7 protein-coding genes are annotated in these 17,003 nt (G+C 62.7%); 1 reads left to right on the forward strand and 6 read right to left on the reverse strand.

What is annotated here, in order from left to right; all coding sequences use genetic code 11:
* Positions 1-333: 333 nt before the first annotated feature.
* The 6 genes from tnpA to PKKP23_RS32130 form a co-directional block, all read right to left on the reverse strand.
* The gene (tnpA, locus tag PKKP23_RS32100; protein ID WP_126879894.1) at positions 334-738 is read right to left on the reverse strand and encodes an IS66-like element accessory protein TnpA; all 405 of its coding nucleotides are present in this window, start codon (positions 736-738) and stop codon (positions 334-336) included.
* A 42-nt stretch (positions 739-780) separates the two neighbouring features.
* Complete coding sequence (locus PKKP23_RS32105) at positions 781-1,218, reverse strand: hypothetical protein (RefSeq protein ID WP_126879895.1); 438 nt, start codon at positions 1,216-1,218, stop codon at positions 781-783.
* Between the two features lie 68 nt (positions 1,219-1,286).
* On the reverse strand, positions 1,287-1,613 hold the full coding sequence (locus PKKP23_RS32110) for a hypothetical protein (protein ID WP_126879896.1): 327 nt from the start codon (positions 1,611-1,613) through the stop codon (positions 1,287-1,289).
* Positions 1,614-2,717: 1,104 nt separating this feature from the next.
* The gene (locus PKKP23_RS32120; RefSeq protein WP_161978192.1) at positions 2,718-3,215 is read right to left on the reverse strand and encodes an SMI1/KNR4 family protein; all 498 of its coding nucleotides are present in this window, start codon (positions 3,213-3,215) and stop codon (positions 2,718-2,720) included.
* Between the two features lie 7 nt (positions 3,216-3,222).
* Positions 3,223-13,854 carry a hemagglutinin repeat-containing protein gene (locus PKKP23_RS32125; RefSeq protein WP_126879899.1) on the reverse strand — a complete coding sequence of 3,544 codons (10,632 nt, stop codon included), beginning with the start codon at positions 13,852-13,854 and terminating at the stop codon, positions 3,223-3,225.
* Positions 13,851-15,659, reverse strand: coding sequence for a ShlB/FhaC/HecB family hemolysin secretion/activation protein (locus PKKP23_RS32130; RefSeq protein ID WP_126879900.1), 1,809 nt, complete (start codon positions 15,657-15,659; stop codon positions 13,851-13,853). The genes PKKP23_RS32125 and PKKP23_RS32130 overlap by 4 nt, the downstream gene beginning before the upstream one ends.
* An 841-nt stretch (positions 15,660-16,500) precedes the next feature.
* Here PKKP23_RS32130 and PKKP23_RS32135 point away from each other — a divergent pair.
* A complete protein-coding gene (locus PKKP23_RS32135; RefSeq protein ID WP_126879901.1) occupies positions 16,501-16,899 on the forward strand; it encodes a hypothetical protein in 399 nt (132 codons plus the stop codon).
* The last annotated feature ends 104 nt before the right edge of the window (positions 16,900-17,003 follow it).

A 17,003-nucleotide genomic window follows, 5' to 3' on the forward strand; every position in this document is an offset into this window, starting at 1 on the left:
CGGCGTATTCGGAAATCGTAAGTTGTGCATACCCATTGTTTGCAAGCTCCGCGGTGAACTCGTCGAGATACGGCCCGAGTGCACCTGGAGTCAGTGCGTGCATTTGTGCCGCGTAAGAACTGTTCGGGGTAGCCATAGCCAAACCTCCTTCGACCGCCTGCCTGGCGGTATCCTCAGGAGACTCCCGTTATGCAAAGTAATCAAGCACGGCAAACAGCAATCTCCGCGGCTTGGGCGACAGGAATTCGCTTCGAATACGCATAACGAGTAACACCGCATAAGAGCGCATGTCGGTGATTCCGGCAGCAATCCAGATCCGCGTGTTGGGTGGAATCACTTCAGGCAGTCCCGCAGAAACCGCTCCGCGAATTCCAGCGACACGCCACGGATACGCACGCGGCGCTTGCCCACCTCGATTTCTACCTCACAGCAGCCGGCGGTCGTCGCGCTGCGCTCTTTCGCCGGCGATGACGGCGCATCGATGACGCTTACCGGCAGCAACGGCGTTGAGCCGGTGATGCCCGGTACCGGCGCAGGAACACTCGTCTTCGTGGCGAACTCCCTCTTGAACCGCTGCCGCCACTTGAACACCATGTTGTCGTTCAGGCCATGCTCCCGGGCGATTCGCGAAACCGAGGCTCCGGGTTGCATGGTCATCTCGACGATCGCTCGCCGATACTCGTCCGAGAAATTCGGCCGCTTCGGGGCCGCCTGTACCACGTCGTCAGAATTGTCCACTGTCGCGTCCGCGAAATATTTGGCGGACGCTATCTTTGCCAGCTACCGGCAATCCTTCAAGACGGTCATGGTCGGCTGCTTACAACGAAACGGCTCCTGCGCCCAGTGATGCATGACCCGGCCCAGCCGGGCCGGCATGCCATCCCGCCGTATCAGCAGACGGCCTCCGCATGTCGCCCAACCAAGGTGGACGTCCGCCACGAGCCCACGGCCATCAGCATCACGGAACTGCTGCGCGGGGATCGTGCCGGCCGGCAAAACGGTGCAGTACCGGCCCATCCGTCGCAGACACGTCGCCGCAATCAGTGCGTCGACCTTCGATGCAAAGCACACCACGACGCAGCCGGCCTCGGTCAGGTCCATCACGATGCGCGCTTCGTCATTCCTGTCACGAAAGGCCAGCACCCAGGCGGGCAGTCCTGTAAAGAACGCCCCGTCCCCTCGCCCTTCCACGCGCCTGCCGCTGCCATATCCCAGCATATCGCTGCTCCTCCTCGTAGCTGCCATTACCGTGGCACGCAGTCATATTCAGGCTCTCACGGCATTCGTTAGGGACGCCATGCCGAGGCCACGCCGTTCGTTGCAATCACGACAAACGCAGAGAATTCCCGGTCCGTCACGCGCATATAACCGCCCCAACCCGCCCCGACGTGCTGGCAGATGAAGTCGAGCGCAGCTTCGCGCGGCAGATAGTCTCCCAGCCGGCGGTGGGCCTGAACGAGCAGATACGGCGCATCGAGCCACGCCTGCAGCATGGACTCGAGAATCTCGCGTCGCACGCCGTGCTGGTCAGCCACATTGATCCATTCGTGGCGCACAGCGTCAATCTCGGGGAAGTGTTGACGCATCAGCCGATGCACTCGCTGCGGGTTCATCCTCACTCCCTCCTCGCGCAGGGCTTGCGAGCGGCTTCGAGCGCCGGCGTCACGTGGCCGATGAGGACGCCCGTGGGTACAGCCAGCCCCGTTACTATCTTCACGCCCCGGTAATCGGGGCTATGGCCAGCTAGGCTCGACATGATTCCCGCCCCCAGCCGCAGTCATGATCCGGGGGTGTTGATTTGCAAATCAACACCCCGGGAAAATACCGCATCAGTTCACGAACGGGATCTCGGCGTGAATAGCGCTCCAACATCAATTGCCAGTATTCCCGGGCAATTTCAAAAACGTACTGCGGACGATAGCGTGGATTGGACGGAGGTTCTTTGCACTTCGCCCACATGTGTTCAATTCGATTGTGCGAATGGTCAATCCAGTGGTCCCAATAAGGCGTAGGGGCAAGTAAATCTCTCGCCATCTTGCCGCTCCGATTACCTTGGACGTGAGCTGGGGAACCAATTTTTCGTTGCTACCAGACTTGCCTTCATGATGATTTCGCTCGCATCGTTGGGATGCCGCCTCATATAGGCGTTCACAGGCTTCCCGTTACATCTCGTGATCTCGAGTCATATCACTTTCCCGCGGTAAGTCTGGACAGTTTACGCCGGTCGGACGTCCACGCTCTTCTCTACACGTCAAGACATGACGTTCACCGACGAGCCGGCCGGCATGCGCTGACTATGCATCGCAAATGTGCCGGCTTGGAGCCTCGTCACGAGACCGGCTCGCAGCTGTGCCACCGGCGGCACCCCGTTCACTCCGCTCGCACAGGTTCCGAATCAACAATACTGCTCATCGGCGTCCTACCACGCTGCCTGCCGGAGCGCTTTGCAGCATGAGCTACTTCGCGGATCCTGACTATCGAGAGAACCAGGCAAAGGCTCCGGCCACCTGGTGTGGCCAACATTCGGAGTACTGGCGACGCGATCGCGAAACACACTCGGCCTCTCGTGACCGCAGCCGCGCAATGCAGTAGGAGCGCAATGCCCAGCGGGACGCCGAGCTCGTTGCGGCGATAGCTGTGTCAACGGCCTTCCATCCTTTCCCCCAACTAGCTGTTGCTTTCTGCGGAGTCTTCCCGAGGCTGAACGAACTCTGCCTCTAGTCCTTCTTCAGACTTTTCAGGAATTCTGGATCAACCCAAACCTCTTTGATTCGAGCAGGATCAAGAAAAACATCGCCTATTTCAAATGGGCGAAGAGAATTTAAAAATTCATTCAACGAATTTCCAATTCTCGACAACGCGTCATATCCTGGAACTTCATGATCCCAAAAATAAACTCGCCCAAAATCGCCGTCGCACAAAGAAAGGCAGACGTAATTTCCACCCTCGGCGTGGGCGATAGGCAAATAACCCAAAACCTGCGTCTGCTCCATGTATCCCATATGTTGAATAACACGGTTAAACGGAAGGAATTGGGTTACTCCGGCCTTGTGGCCGTCCGGAAGAGAAAATTCGTTGGGACCAAAATATGCACCATTCAACGTCTGTAGGCTCGCAACATATTCACTTGGGAGAGGTCGGCCAATTTTGCGCTCAACCTCCGACACTACATCGGAAGACGGCCTAGGTAATGCATCACGGGTTTTGATCTTCAATTCCACCTCACTTAAGGACTGCCGCTCCGCCAGTATGGCGCACTGCGTCATGTATGTCTTGAGGGATCAACAGCATCGTTTCTGCATCTTCGACGTGATGCCAAACGTAGCCGTCTGGGGTCTGCGAAAAGCCCGCTGCTTTGTTCGAGAGAGCTGCGTCCTTACTGTAGTCTCCTGTCAGCCCCTCGACGCTCACCTTTGCCCGTGCGTAGGGGCTGAAATCAGGGAATCCTTGCGAGTTAAATTGTACGCCTTGCGGATACTTTTCCTGAAGTTCAGGAGGCAAGTTCTCTACAGGATATTCTTGTCCTGCATATTTGCTATTGATCGGATAGCGCCCATTCACGAGCGGTATCCCGTCACGTCCTACGCCAGTTATTGCGCCGGCCAATGCTCCCCCAATTCCGGGCGCGGCTCCAATACCAATGTCCGCTATCAGCTGGGAGCCTTGCAACGAAGCCAGCGCCTCCTGCCCACCATACTTGATAAGATTCGACAGCGCCTCAGTACGAAGCGAGATCAAGTTTGTGTCAGAGAACTTCAGGCTTGTGAGCTCGTCGAGTTCAGCTGTCGTAATAGTCCCAGAAGACAATTTCTCCTGCAGCACATTCTCGCGTGCGGCATATTCGGACTGTTGCCCCCGCAGGTCTGTAAGCGCAGCCTTGCACGCGTCTGCCGTAGAGCAGTTCTTCACCTTGGCCTCGTTCGCGTCCCACAGCGCTGCATAGGCCTGCTGGACCTTTGTGCGGCACGCTGCGGGATCCGGTGACGAAGCACAATTCGCCTTCGCGAGTGCCCGGGCTGTCTGCTGCTTCTGGGTCAGGTAGTTGTTGTCGGTGGTAGAGATTGCAGCGTTTGTGGCGGTAGCGGCGTTCGTTCCTGTGGCCGTGGCAATTCCGGCAACCAGCGTGTCTATCAGATTTTCCTTCGCCTGCTTCTGCTGCTCGGTATCGTTCGCGCCGGTGCTGTTGAAGAGGTTGGTCAGCAGGCTCGCCGTAGCGGCGCCCATTGCCCCTGCACCGCAACTCTGACTGCTTGCCGCAGCGCCGGCACACGCGACGATGGCGTGCAATGCTGCATGCAATGGACTGCCTTCAGTAATCGTTCCATCTGCAACGAGCTTGCCGATATACGCCGCGCCCTGTTGCTGCAGGTAGTTCACGAGACCGGCCTGAGCAAACTGCCCCATACCGCCCGTCACGTTTCCACCGGCGGCCGCCGTCAATGCTGTCAACACCTGACGATAGGTGCCACCGGGCCCCCACTCCGCGGCTAGTTGATCGGCCTGCTGCTGTGCCTGCGCCCGTTGTTCCGGTGTGAGCTTGGAATTGTTAGCCGCTGCTTTGGCAGCGTCGACGTCCTTCAGCCGGTTATCAACAAACGTCCCTACCTGATTGATGAACTGGCTTGTGATGTCAAACCCGGCCTGGATCTTGTCCTTGTCAAAGATTGGTGCAAGCGAGCCGCCCGTATTGGACGTGTTGCGGTTGATGCTGGCCACTGCTTCGGCCGCCGTCTGCCCGGTCAGCTGCTGCTGTTTCCCACTGTCGGTGATAGTAAGGGCGCCGCCGCTGATGCCGCTCTTCGTAGTGGAACTCGCGTCGCCTGACGCGCTCAGTGCGATAGGCGGTGTCGCAGAGAATCCCTTGTAGGTCGACTGCTGCGTACCGCTGATCGGATTAACGTTCGTCGCGTTACCTTTCTGGTCCTTGCCAACTCCGCTATCCGGCTTGGTGCTGCCGCCAAACGAGTAGCCGCCGCCTATGCCGACCTGCTGCGCGCTGTACTCCGCATGGTTCTCGATGTCGCTATGCGTGAGCGTCGCCGTTGTGAGGCTGTTCAACCCGTCCTGCACGGCCTTGTCGCTACTCGCGATGACCGCGCCCTTGAGGTCGGTGTTGCCCTTCACATCGACCTGGAAACCTCCATCGCCGGCCTTGATGCCAGACTGTTCGGTCACGCTGGCGAAGTCGCTGTACGTCTTGTTCTGGCTGAAGTTCGCCGACACGCTCGAACCTGCGCCATAGCAGATGGGCGGCACGCACACGCTTATTGCGACGCCGCCGCTCTGCTGCTTCGAGTCGTAGTGGGTGACGTCCTGCAGGCTCTGGATGTTGAGATTGCCACCGACATCGGCAATCACCTGCAGCCCGGAAGCAACAGCGCCCTGCAGGTTCGTGTCGCCACCGGATTTAAGCGTAAGCGTATTGCCAGCATCGACGTGCGTGTTCGTCCACGTTGAGTCCGTGCCGTCCGCGTGCCCCTTCGTACCGGACACCCCAAGCTGGAACGAGATACCGTTCTGCTGGCCGAACCCGAATGTCACGCCCACGCTCGCACTCGACCCGCTGTTGGTACTGTGCTGGCTGGTAGTGTTCTGGGCCGCCTGCAGGTTGATGTTGCCTTCGGCGTTCAGCGTCGCGTTACGTCCTGCGCTGATGCTGCTGCCAATAACGTCAATGTTGCTGGCGACTCCCGAGCCTGCGGCCGCAATGTTAATATCCCGGCCCGCGGAAACCATGCTCCCGACGGCCGTACTCGAAGCGGCTGTCGAGTTGCTGTTGCTGTGACTCGTTCCCAGCGACACATTGATACCGATTCCGCCTGCGTGGGCCGGATCGCGCATTACAGCGTCGTACCCATTCTTCGCCGCGAGGCCGGTCGTCGCTGCAGCCAGCGCGTCAAGGCGTGCATCGCCTCCGGTGTGCTTGACATCCTTCGCCATCTGGACGCCCGTCTGGACAGCAGCAAGAACGGGGCTGCTCACACCTGCGGAAATAGCCGTCTGGCTGAACGACTGCTGCTCGTTCTGCGTCGCGGTGTCCTGGGCGGCATCGATCGTGACGCTCTTTCCGGCCAGGTTGAGATCGCTTCCCGCGTGGATCGCGCTACCCGTGATATGAACGTCGTTACCTGCGGCAATGGTGAGATTGCCGCCAAGCGAACCGATCATGCTGCCGTTGTTCGTCGTCTCCGTCATCTGCTGGGCGTCAGTCGTTTTGCGCACGCCGACCGTATAGCCCTGCAGGCCGCCATCGAGCTGGTTCAGGGGATTCAGTCCCGACAGGAAACCATATTCGCGTTTGCTGTAGTCGGTGTTCTGCTGTTGGGTGTCCTGAGACGTTGTAATTTTCACATCATGCGCAGCTCTCAACGTCACATCGTTGGTCCCAACGACGTTGCTGCCTGTCACCAATATGTCCTTTCCGCTCGCAATCGTCACTCCGTCTGCCGAGATCGTACTGCCCTGGCTGAGCGTTGCGGTCTGGTCGAGCCCGCTGGCTACTGCTGTCCCGCTCACGAGCACGCTGTGGCTGTGCGTTTCATGGGAATTCAGTTCGTGCGTTTCCTTGGCCGCGCCGATGTCGACATTGCCTGCGGCCGCAAGCGTGACCTCGCCCTTATCGAGACTTATCGTGCTGCCTCTGAGAGTCAGATCCTTTCCTGCCACCATCGAAAGACTGCCACCACTCTGCAGCGTCGTTGCCGTAAGCGCGTCATCCGACGTATGCAGCGTCTCCGCGTAGCTACCGTGATGGTCGCTGCCGGAACTGTTGCTGTTCACGGTCGAGGTCGCAGTCGCTGCCTGCAGCGTCACGTTGCCGGCCGCCGCGATCGTGCCGCCACCGCCCAGCTTGATGCTCGCCCCTGTCGCTATGAGGTCGCCGCCCACCGCGATCGCCGACATGCCGCCCACCTTGACGGCGCTACCGACCGACTGGTTCATGTCCGTGTCGGACACGCCGTTGGCCCGCTCCACAACCTTGTGCTCGCCGGTCTGTACGGAGCCCAGATTCCAGTTGCCGCCGATGTTCATGCCCAGCGCGCCACCCACGTTCAGGCTGCTGGCGTTTTGCTCGAAGTTGCCGCCGGTAATGACGGTCGCGTTGCCCGCCACGTTGATGCTCGCCAGCGGCCCAAGCGTTGCCGTGACGCGCGTTGCGCCGGTGCTGCTCACCTGGTCGAGCGTCTTTACCTTCGTATCGAGCACGAGGTTGCCGCCCGTCTGCAACGCGAGGTTGCCGGCGTTCACGGTCGCCGACGTGAGGTTCGCGTCGCCTGCCGTCACGAGCGCCATGTTGCCGCCGCTCTGCAGCGTGCCGAATGAGCTGTCGATACTCTGTGCGCTGATGGCGAAGCTGTTCGTCGCCTTGATCGTGCCGCTGTTGGTGACCGTTGTTGCGTTCTGAAGGTCGATGTCTGTCGCGGCGATCACGGGGCCGTTGCCCATGTTCTCCTGGCTCGCCTTCGCCAGATAGACAACCGGCACGAGCACCTCGTGCCCATCGACGATCTGGCTCTGCATGATCACGACGTTGCTCGTCAGTTGCGACACCTGGTCAGGCGACAGGCCCGTGCCAGGGGCGAGATTGAGCGACTTCGCAAGCTCTGCGCCCGAGGTCATCAGCGACTTGAACTCGTCCTGCGTATTGGCGTAGTTCGTCAGTACCGACTTGCCCGTCATGGACATGATCTGGTCCTGCACGAGCTTCTGTTCGTAGAACCCATCGCCCAGCCGCAGCTGGATCTGGCCGGAGTTCATGCCCATCTGCTGGAAGTAGTAGTCGCTCGAGAGCCACTGTTGCTGGCTTGTAAACGCCGGATTCGTCTCCACGAGGTACGGCGCGTTCGGCGCGGCATCGACGCTGAAGAGGCCGCCCTTCGGCAACGTGATGTTGTTGAGCACCGTCACCGCAGTCGCGCCCGCGATGACGGGATTGTTGAAGTTGGCGAGGCCGCTGTTGGCGATGTGGCCACCCTGGACCGCGCCGGTCACGGCCCGCGCGCCGCCGCCCGTGCTGACCGTTCCACTCACCGAACCGGCACCGACCCTGCCGCCTGTCGAGCCGGCGGCAATCGTTCCGCTGACCGACCCTGCACCAGCGCCGGAAATACTTTGCCCCGGCAGCAGTCCGAGCGGCGTCACGGACGCATTGCCCGCAGTGTTGTTGATGGTCACGCCGGTGCCGCTCAACGTGCCGCCCGCGGTGAACGAAGACTCGTAGGCGGGCAGCGCATACGTGCGGATGTCAGCGGGCGCTGCCTGGGTGTAGCCGCCGGGGCGGGAGCCGACGAACGGCGCGTCGCCGAACGGCAACTGCCAGTTGTGTTCGCTGTTGTCGTAGTTGTCGTAGTGATATTCGCCGGAATAGGTGACCTGCACCTGCGGTGCAGTCTGTCCCTGCCAGCTGTTCTGGTCGAGCGTAGCCGGCATCGCAATATTGCCCGCGGCCGCCACCTGGCTCCAGTAGTTCTGGAATGTGCCGACCGAAGAGGCGTTCAGGTTGCCGCCCGCGATGATCTGCGAGCCCGGACTCACCGACGTGACGGTGTTGGCGACTGCTACACCCGTATAGGTCGTGTACTGGTACGTGCTGTTCCACTGACCGCCGTGCGGCGGATCGGTGGGCACGCCTCCGATCATCGTCGGACTGCCTTTCGAGCCCATGACCTGCGGATTACCGGGGCCGCAGGCAGCCATGTCAGTGGCCGTACACCCTGACAGACTGATCCCAAGGCTTTGCAGCAAAGCCGGGGCGACCGAGGACGTGAACCCGGATGTGCTCATCGCACGTCGCGTGTTCGTCACCTGGTTGGCAGCGATCTGCATGTCGCCGCCCGACTGGATCAGGCCCGACTGGTTGTGAACGAACCCCGCGTTGAAGTAGTTGCCGTTCCCGTCCTTGCCTCCGGCCAGCACGACCCGGCCGAGTCCATAGATCGCGGTCATCGCCGGGGCATCGGTTGCAGTCGTGTCGTCCCGGTTCTCGATATCGGCGGAGAGCAGTTCGAGGACGCCGGCGCTGTCGGTCGCACCGATCAATGCGCTTGTGCCCAGGTTCTGCAGGACTTGCGTCGCATTGAGCGAGAGACTGCCGCCAACGATCGTGCCCGTGTTGGTGAGCGTATTCGAATGCGTAGCGAGCAGCCCACCGGCCGCCACGGTTCCTGTGTTCTGGATATCGCCCGCATCGATGACGAGGCCGTTGACCGCGGCAAGCGAGCCACCGTTGCTGAACGTGCCCGGCAACGTGAACGTCAGGTTATGTCCCGCGCGGAAGCCATAGCCGGGGGCCGTCGTGAAATTGCCCTGCAGGTTCAGCGTGAGGTCGTTGACGGCGCTATACGAGCCGCCGCCTACGAGCGTGCTGACCGCGAGCGAGAGATTGCGGGACGCCCCGATCTGCCCGCTGGCGTTGTTCAGATTGCCGCCCGTCGTAATGCCGACGTCGCCGGTGCTGCTTGCGACGTTGCCGATCCTGCCGCCGCTGTTGTCGAGGCTGCCCGTGTTGATCTGCAAATTCGCGCCGCTCAGCTGGCCGCCTTGCGTGTTCGATATCGACGTTGCTGTCAGCGTGACGTTGCCGCTGCCGCTGATCGCCCCCATGGCCGCCGCGCCACCGGCGTTACTGTTCGCGATCTGGCTGCCGCCGTTGACGGTCGTCGCGCCGGTGCCGACGTTGGTAATCGCGCCGCCCGCGTTGTTGATCGAACTCGCGGTGAGGCTGAGCGTGCTGCCTGCGGCAGCCCCGCCCGCGCCGATCACGCCGCCCGCGTTGACGAGCGCGCCCCCGCTCGATGCAGTCAATCCCGTGCCTGACGACAACCGGCCGCCTGTGTTGTTCAGCACGGTCTGAACGACCGCAGACATCAAGCCCTGCGAGGCGAGCGTACCGCCCGTATTGTCGAGGCTGCGCACCGATATCGTGGCCTGCCCATTCGTCGCGACATGGCCGCCGACATTCGATACCGATCCCGCACCGCTGCCCGGAGCAATGGTCAACGTTCCGGTGCCGGCGTGCGTGATCGTGCCGCCGTTGTTGTTGAGCGCGGCGGGAACAAGCGTGAGGTCCGTGCTGTTGGTCTGGATGACGCCGCCGTTCGAGTTGTCGATCGTGCCGCTGACATCCAGCCCGATGGCGCCGGTTCCAAGCTGGGTCAGTGACCCGTGCCCGTTCGTCAGATTCGTCGCGGTAATACCGAGCTGGTTCGCAACAATCTTGCCGCTGCTGTTGTCGAGCTGGGGCACCGTCAGCGATACGGTATTGGCGCTCACTGTGCCGCCCGCGTTACGCAGCGATGCGGCGTGGGCCGTCACGCTCTGGGCGCTCATCGTGCCGCCGCTGTTGTCAAGCGCCCCTGCCACCGTGGCGTCGAGGTTCTGGCCTGCCGTGATCGTGCCGCCATTCGTCAACGACGCAGCCTGCACCGAGCTGTTGCCCGTCGCGCTCATCGTGCCGCCGGTGTTGGTGAGCGCACCGCCGCTCGACACGTCGAGGTCCGCATTCGATGCAAGCTGACCGCGCGTGTTGTCAACTGCGCCCGCCACCGTCGCGGCAAGCCCCGAGTGACCTCCGATCGCGCCACCGGTGTTGTTCACGCTGCCCGCTGAAAGCGCCGTACGGCCGTTGCTGACGATCGTGCCCCCCACGTTCGTGACGGCGCCTGTGCCGTTCGCTGCGTCGATGGTCAACGTGCCGGTACCGGCGTGCGTGATCGTGCCGCCGTCGTTGTCGAGCGTGGCCGGCGCGAGCGTGAGGTCCGTACTGTTGGTCTGGATCACCCCGCCGTTCGAGTTGTCGAGCGTGCCGCTCACGCTCATGCCCATCACGCCCGATCCCAGCTGGGTCAGCGAACCTTGCGCATTGGTCAGGTTCGTCGCCGCCAGATCCAGCTGATTGGCGGTAATCCGGCCGCCGCTGTTGTCGAGTTGCGGCACGACGAAGGAAAGCGTATTGCCGCTGACCACACCGCTGGCGTTCCTGAACGAGGCGGCGCGGGCGGTGACGGTCTGTGCGCTCATCGTGCCGCCGCTGTTGTCCAGCGTATTCGTTGCCGTAGTACTGAGTGTCCGGCCCGCGGTGATGCTGCCGCTGTTCGTGACCGACGCAGCCTGTACCGAACCGTCGCCCGTCGCCGCGATCGTGCCGCTGGCGTTGGTCAGCGCGCCGCCGCTGACCAGGCTCATGTCGGTGTTCGACACGATCTGCCCGTGCGTGTTGTCGAGCGCACCGGCGACGGCCGCGGCAAGTCCGGTCTGGGCGCTGATCGTCCCGCGTGTGTTGTCGATGCTGCCTGCGGAGAGCGCAGCCCGTCCGTTGGTGGTCACCGTGCCGCCGACGTTCGTGACACTGCCCGCGCCGCTGGCCGCATCGATGGTCAACGTGCCGGTACCCGCGTGCGTGATCGTGCCGCCGTTGTTGTCGAGCGTGGCAGGCGCCAGCGTGAGGTCCGTGCTGTTGGTCTGGATCACGCCGCCGTTCGAATTGTCCAGCGCGCCGCTCACGTCGAAACCCATCGCGCCGGTGCCGAGCTGGGTAAGCACACCATGTGCGTTCGCGAAGTGGGTCGCGCTGAGATTCAGCTGGTTCGCCGTGATCTGGCCGCTGCTGTTGTCGAACTGCGGCGCGCTCAGGGACACCGTGTTGCCACTGATCGCCCCGCCTGCGTTCTTCAGCGACGCGGCATTCGCAGACAGCGTCGCGCCGTTCAACGTGCCTCCGCTGTTGTCGAGCGCGCCCGAGGTCGTTACACCGAGTGTTTGCGCAGCGGTGACGGTACCGCTGTTCCTGAGTGACGCTGCGCGAATGGTCGCGTTGCCATTGCCGCCGATTACGCCGCCCGTCACACCTTGCGCGGTGGTGCCCGAGGCGTTCGTGATCTGGCCGCTCGCCGTCAGCGTCAGACCATCGCCGTTTTGCGACACGATGCGCCCGCCGGCGTTTTGCACGTTGGCCGCCGATACGTCGACGGCCCCGCTTGCTTCGAGCCGACCCGCCGTATTGTCGATGTCGCCGTTCGATGCGACGTTGAGCGACTGTGCGGAGGTGATCGAACCCGCGCTGTTGGCAAGGCTCGCCGCGGTAACCGAGGCCCGCCCGTTCGTAGCAATGCTGCCGCGACTGTTGTCGAGCGACCCCGTCTGAACGTTCAGTGTCCCGTTGCCCGCCTGGCTGATCTGTCCATTCGCGTTCGTGAAGCTGCCTGAGCGCAGCGTCGCATTCTGCGCGTTGGTGGTGATCGTGCCACCCGTGTTGTCGAGCGCGCCGGAAGCAACCAGCGTCGTGTCGGCTGCACCGGTCTGCGAAAGCGTGCCGCCGCGGTTCGAAATGGCGCCTGCGGTCACGCCCAGCTGCGCTGCGCCCGTTTGCCCCTGATCGTTCGAGAACGTGCCGGCGGCGTTCGCCGTCAGACTACCGCTGGCCTGCAGTGAACCGCCCGTATGAACGATGTTGCCGGTATCGCCGCCCGCGCCCGTCGCGATCAGCGACGCATCGCCCCGAGCCAACGTTTGCGCACCTGCCATGTCGAGGCTGCTGCCCGACAGCGCAAGATTGCCGCCCGACATCTGCTGGCCAGTGGCGGCAACAGCGCCCGTGCCCGTCACGGTGAGACTGCCGCTGCCCGTCACGTTGCCGTTCGCATCGACGCCCGCACCGAGCACGCCGCCCGAGTTCACGCTCGCGGCGGTCACGGCAGTGTTACCGAGCGCCGCTACCGTGCCGCTATTGTTCACCTGCCCCTGGCTGTTCAGCGTCGTGTTCTGGGTGGCGTAGACCGAGCCACTGTTCGACACATCGCCGGCCGCGGAAATCGCCACGTTGCCGCTCGCGCTCGTCGTGCCCGAAAGCGTCACCTTGCCCTGGCTGTTGAGCTGGACATCGCCTGACTGCGACGCGATCGTGCCGGCGCTATTGACGCCGACGCCCGCCTCCGTACCCACGAGCCGGATCTTGCCCGCGTACATGCCGCCCAGTTGCGCGACGTCGATCGCCACACCGGGGCTGTTGCCGTCCGGGCCAAGCCACTGGGCGCTGAGATCGTCGTGACGAACGTCGTTGTTGCCCGCCACGACATTGAGCGATTGCCCCGCCCACACCTTGCCGTTGATTGCCACGCTGCGCGCAATCAGGTCGACCTGGTCGACATTGCTGCCGTTGAGGCCCGCGGCGCCCACCTGGATCTGACCACCCGTCACGTGAAACGCGTCCAGACTGCCGGTGCCGCCGAAGACCGGCGTGCCGGTCGTCAGAATGCCGCGGCTCGTGTTGATGAAGCCACAGCCATTGCAGTAGATGCCCGCAGGATTCGCGATGACGACTTCCGCCCGCTGCCCGGCCACCTCGGTGTAGCCGAGCAACTGGCTCGCGTTGCCGCCCACGACCTGGTTGACGATCACACGCGCACTGCCCGAGGCGAGGTTCGGGTTGCCCGCCACATACCCGGCCTGCTGGGTGAGCACGTTGTTTGCCGAGTTGTTGAGAATGAGGCCCGACGAACCCACGTTGTACTGCGTGTAGGTGTTGTTCGATACGCCGGCACCGTTCGGCGTTGCGATCTGCACCACCGGCAGACCATTGGCGCTCACACCGACCGCCGTCCTCGTGCCCGCGGCCCCGGGCGCGGCCACGACCTGGGCATCCACCACGAGCGGCTGCATGCCCAACACACACAGCGCGGCGAATGCGACGTGCCGCATCGGCAGCATATCGATGAAGCCGCAACGCGCAGCAGCGAGGGTGGCCCTACGCGTTGTCCCGGCCGAGCGCCCCTTGCCGAAGCCCGTCGCGGTCTCCTGCACGACAGTCCACACGCCGCGGCCGGCATTGAAGATCACGCGATAGATGTTCGTGTTCATAGCATGAAGCTCACGCTGAAGCCCGCGACGGGCCAGTGGTTCGGGAAACGCTCGGGCTGGTACAACGGACCGCCGATGAAGACGTCGTAACTGACGTGTTTGAATGCGCTGCCGCGCAGGCCGATCACCGCTCCGACGAGACGGCGCCCCAGCAGGTTGTTGGCCTCGGGACCGAAGACCTCGCCGCCGTCGAGCCCGACGTACACGGCCTGACCCAGGCGCGGAATGGGGACTTCCAGCTCGTTGCGCATGAACACGCCTTTCTCGGCGGCGAGCATGGTGTCGCCATCGAAGCCGCGCACCGTATAGCGGCTGCCGATCGAGAAATACTCGGTGGGATAGAGCACGTTCGGCGTGTTCTGGGCCCGCACGGTCGCGGTGTAGCGCAGGGGAAGACCAGCGATGGCGAACGGCACGCTCAAGGTCGCGTCGAGCGTTTCCATGTGGTAGTAGTACGTCGGCGCGCCGACCCCGGGAAGATCGGCCTGCGCGCCGAACCACGGCACGCCCCAGCGATACGCCAGCGTGCTGTCGAGCTGCGCCGCGCCGAAGTAGTGCTTGTGCTCCCAGCCGACTTCCGCGTAGCTGTTGTCGCGATGCTGGACGTCGATCTCCGTGCCGTCGATGAACGCTTCGCTGAAGCGTTTGCCGATGCGGAACTCCACCATGTTCTTCTGCACCTGGTTGCGGTAGAACTGGTACTCCGCCTTCACGTCGAAGTTGCTTGATTTGCCGCTCGAGACGAGCGTTGTGAACGCGCCGGCGATCTGCTGGTGGTAGTCGTACTGGCTGCCCGTCGCCGTGAACGTCCAGTTGCCCCAGGGAATCGAGTAATACGCGCTGCTGCCGTGGGTGCCGTACTGGCTCGTGTGGCCGTTGATGTCGTGGCTGTAGCCGATGTTGAGCAGATCGGACAGGCCCAGCGGATTGTCGAGCGTGAGGCTCACGCTGCCCTGTAACTGGCCCGTGGACCTGAGTCCGCTGTCGTCGGCGCTCACGGAGAGCGACCACGACTTGGTGCGCTTCACGGTAATCACGACGTCGCTTTCGCCGGCTGACGGTCCCGGAACGATCTGCATGTCGACGTCCTGGTTCGGCACACGCTTCATCTGCTCGAGACCCTGCTCAAGATTGCGCAGGTTCAGCAGGTCGCCAGCCTTCGTCGGGAATGCGTTGCGCCAGGTGCCGTACGTCGACGGATCCGCAAAGCGGATCGCACTGATCACGCCGGGGATCAGCTGGAGCTTCAGCCTGCCGGTCGAGATGTCCTGCGCGCCGATGACGACACGCGTTGTCGAATAGCCTTTCTCGATGATGCGGGCCATCACCCGATGCACGATCAGGTTCAGCCCTTCCCGCCCCACGCATTGACCGCGATAGCGCTGGAGGTAATCGCTCGCGAAAGTCAGCCCACCTGGAAAGAGCGGATTGGGCGACAGGCCGCGCGCGCCAGCCGCCTCCACGATATCGCTCAGGCCGGGTGGCACCTCCAGCGTCAGTTCTTCGACCTTGAAGCACGGCGTTTCGGCCGGTACCTTGCCGTCGTCTTCCGGTGCGCGCTCGACAGGCTGAAGCGCAACGTTGGGCGCGTGTAGCGCGCGCTCGCGCTCGGTCGCCTGCTCCTGAGCCCGTCGACGCTGTTCCTGCTCGCCGAGCGGATCGTTGGATTGAGCGTGCGCGAGTGGGGTGAGCGAGGCAAGCAGCAGGGCAGTACATGCCCATGCAAGCTGCCTGCGCTCGCGCCGGCGTGCACGGCTGCCCTCTGCGAGACGGCACGCGGTTCGGCCGGATTTACGCGGGCTCATCGGCACACACTCACGAAGCGCGCCAGACCGCGTCCCGCCGCTTCGGCGGCGCGAGAGAATTCGGGCAGTCGCGCTAGCGCGTGGAACGTGCCGTCATGCTCGGCACGCCCCCCTTTCCTCGTGGCTTCGATGACGCGCAGACGCGGCTGCGAACCGTGCGCAGCGAATCTGCACGCCTGCTTCGAAACAGCCGGGTTGTGCAGTATTCGTGCGTGCACAGCATCCGCGCCATGCATGACACGTGTAAAGACCGGCCGCAACCCCCGGTCTTTCGTGACGATGTTCCCGTCATTCGCGCAGCAGCCAAGTACTTCCCCGATGGCCACAGGCGTACCCCGCGGCTTGCCTGACGCAAGCCGATGCACCCCGTACTTCATTTTTTATCGTCAGACTGATTTTGTAACGGGATGTAATTTACAGAAACACTTATTAATCTGACATAAAAGTCCGCATGGAAATGCGGAAACACAACACAATATGCGAACTGGGTTATTTGCCGCCCCCGGGGTTGACGAGGCAGAAAAATGGCTAACCGGAATGCGGGCATACCCGAACGGTCCGAAAGACACTGTCAGGAGAGATCAGATCTGACGATAGTTAACAAGAATGGTTGATGAATATTCAACGCGGTGCCATTAACCCACGTCCTGCCGTGGCACTTTCTGAACGGCCCGGCATTGCACGAATGCAACGCACCGCCCATCCCACTGCACTCCCGCTCCTGTGCGGGCGCGGGCGGATTCCAGAATTTTTCAGACCTATATCACCTGCCTGAGCACGGCCACCTGAGGCCGCTCCGCCGCTGCAATCCCGCAGCAGCGTACCTCGCCCAGGAGGTTCCGTGAATCCTTCCGTTCACCCTGCACTACTCGCTGCCATGGCGCTCGCACTCGTCACAGGGCTTTCAGCCATCGCCTGGCTCGTCCTGCGCCGCCGCGCACCGAAACCGCCGTCACCCGTCGTTCCGCCGCCTGCCAGTGCTGCACGCGCCGCACCACGCGCCTACCCGCCTCCCTCTGCCTTCGACGAGGGCGACGAATGGGAATCCTTCGCGCCGTATCCCGGTTACCTGGCAGCTGCGCTCCATGACCCCGACCCGGAACCCGACGAGGCTCCGCAACCGTCCGGTACGCGCGAAACAACAGCGGCCACGGCCCATGCGGCCGATGCCCGCGACGGTCTGCGCGGTGCGCTCGAATCGCTGATGGATAGCACGGTGTTGATTTGCACGGAAACTTGACCCGGCCAGGGCAGTAATTTGCATCGAATATTGACCCACGTAGAACACTGACCTGCTCGGCAACGGGCAGGGGAACGGAGTGATCGACGTGGCTATATTGAGCA

The sequence above is a fragment of the Paraburkholderia kururiensis JCM 10599 = LMG 19447 genome, from assembly GCF_003986935.1.
GTDB classification, from domain to species: Bacteria; Pseudomonadota; Gammaproteobacteria; order Burkholderiales; family Burkholderiaceae; genus Paraburkholderia; species Paraburkholderia kururiensis.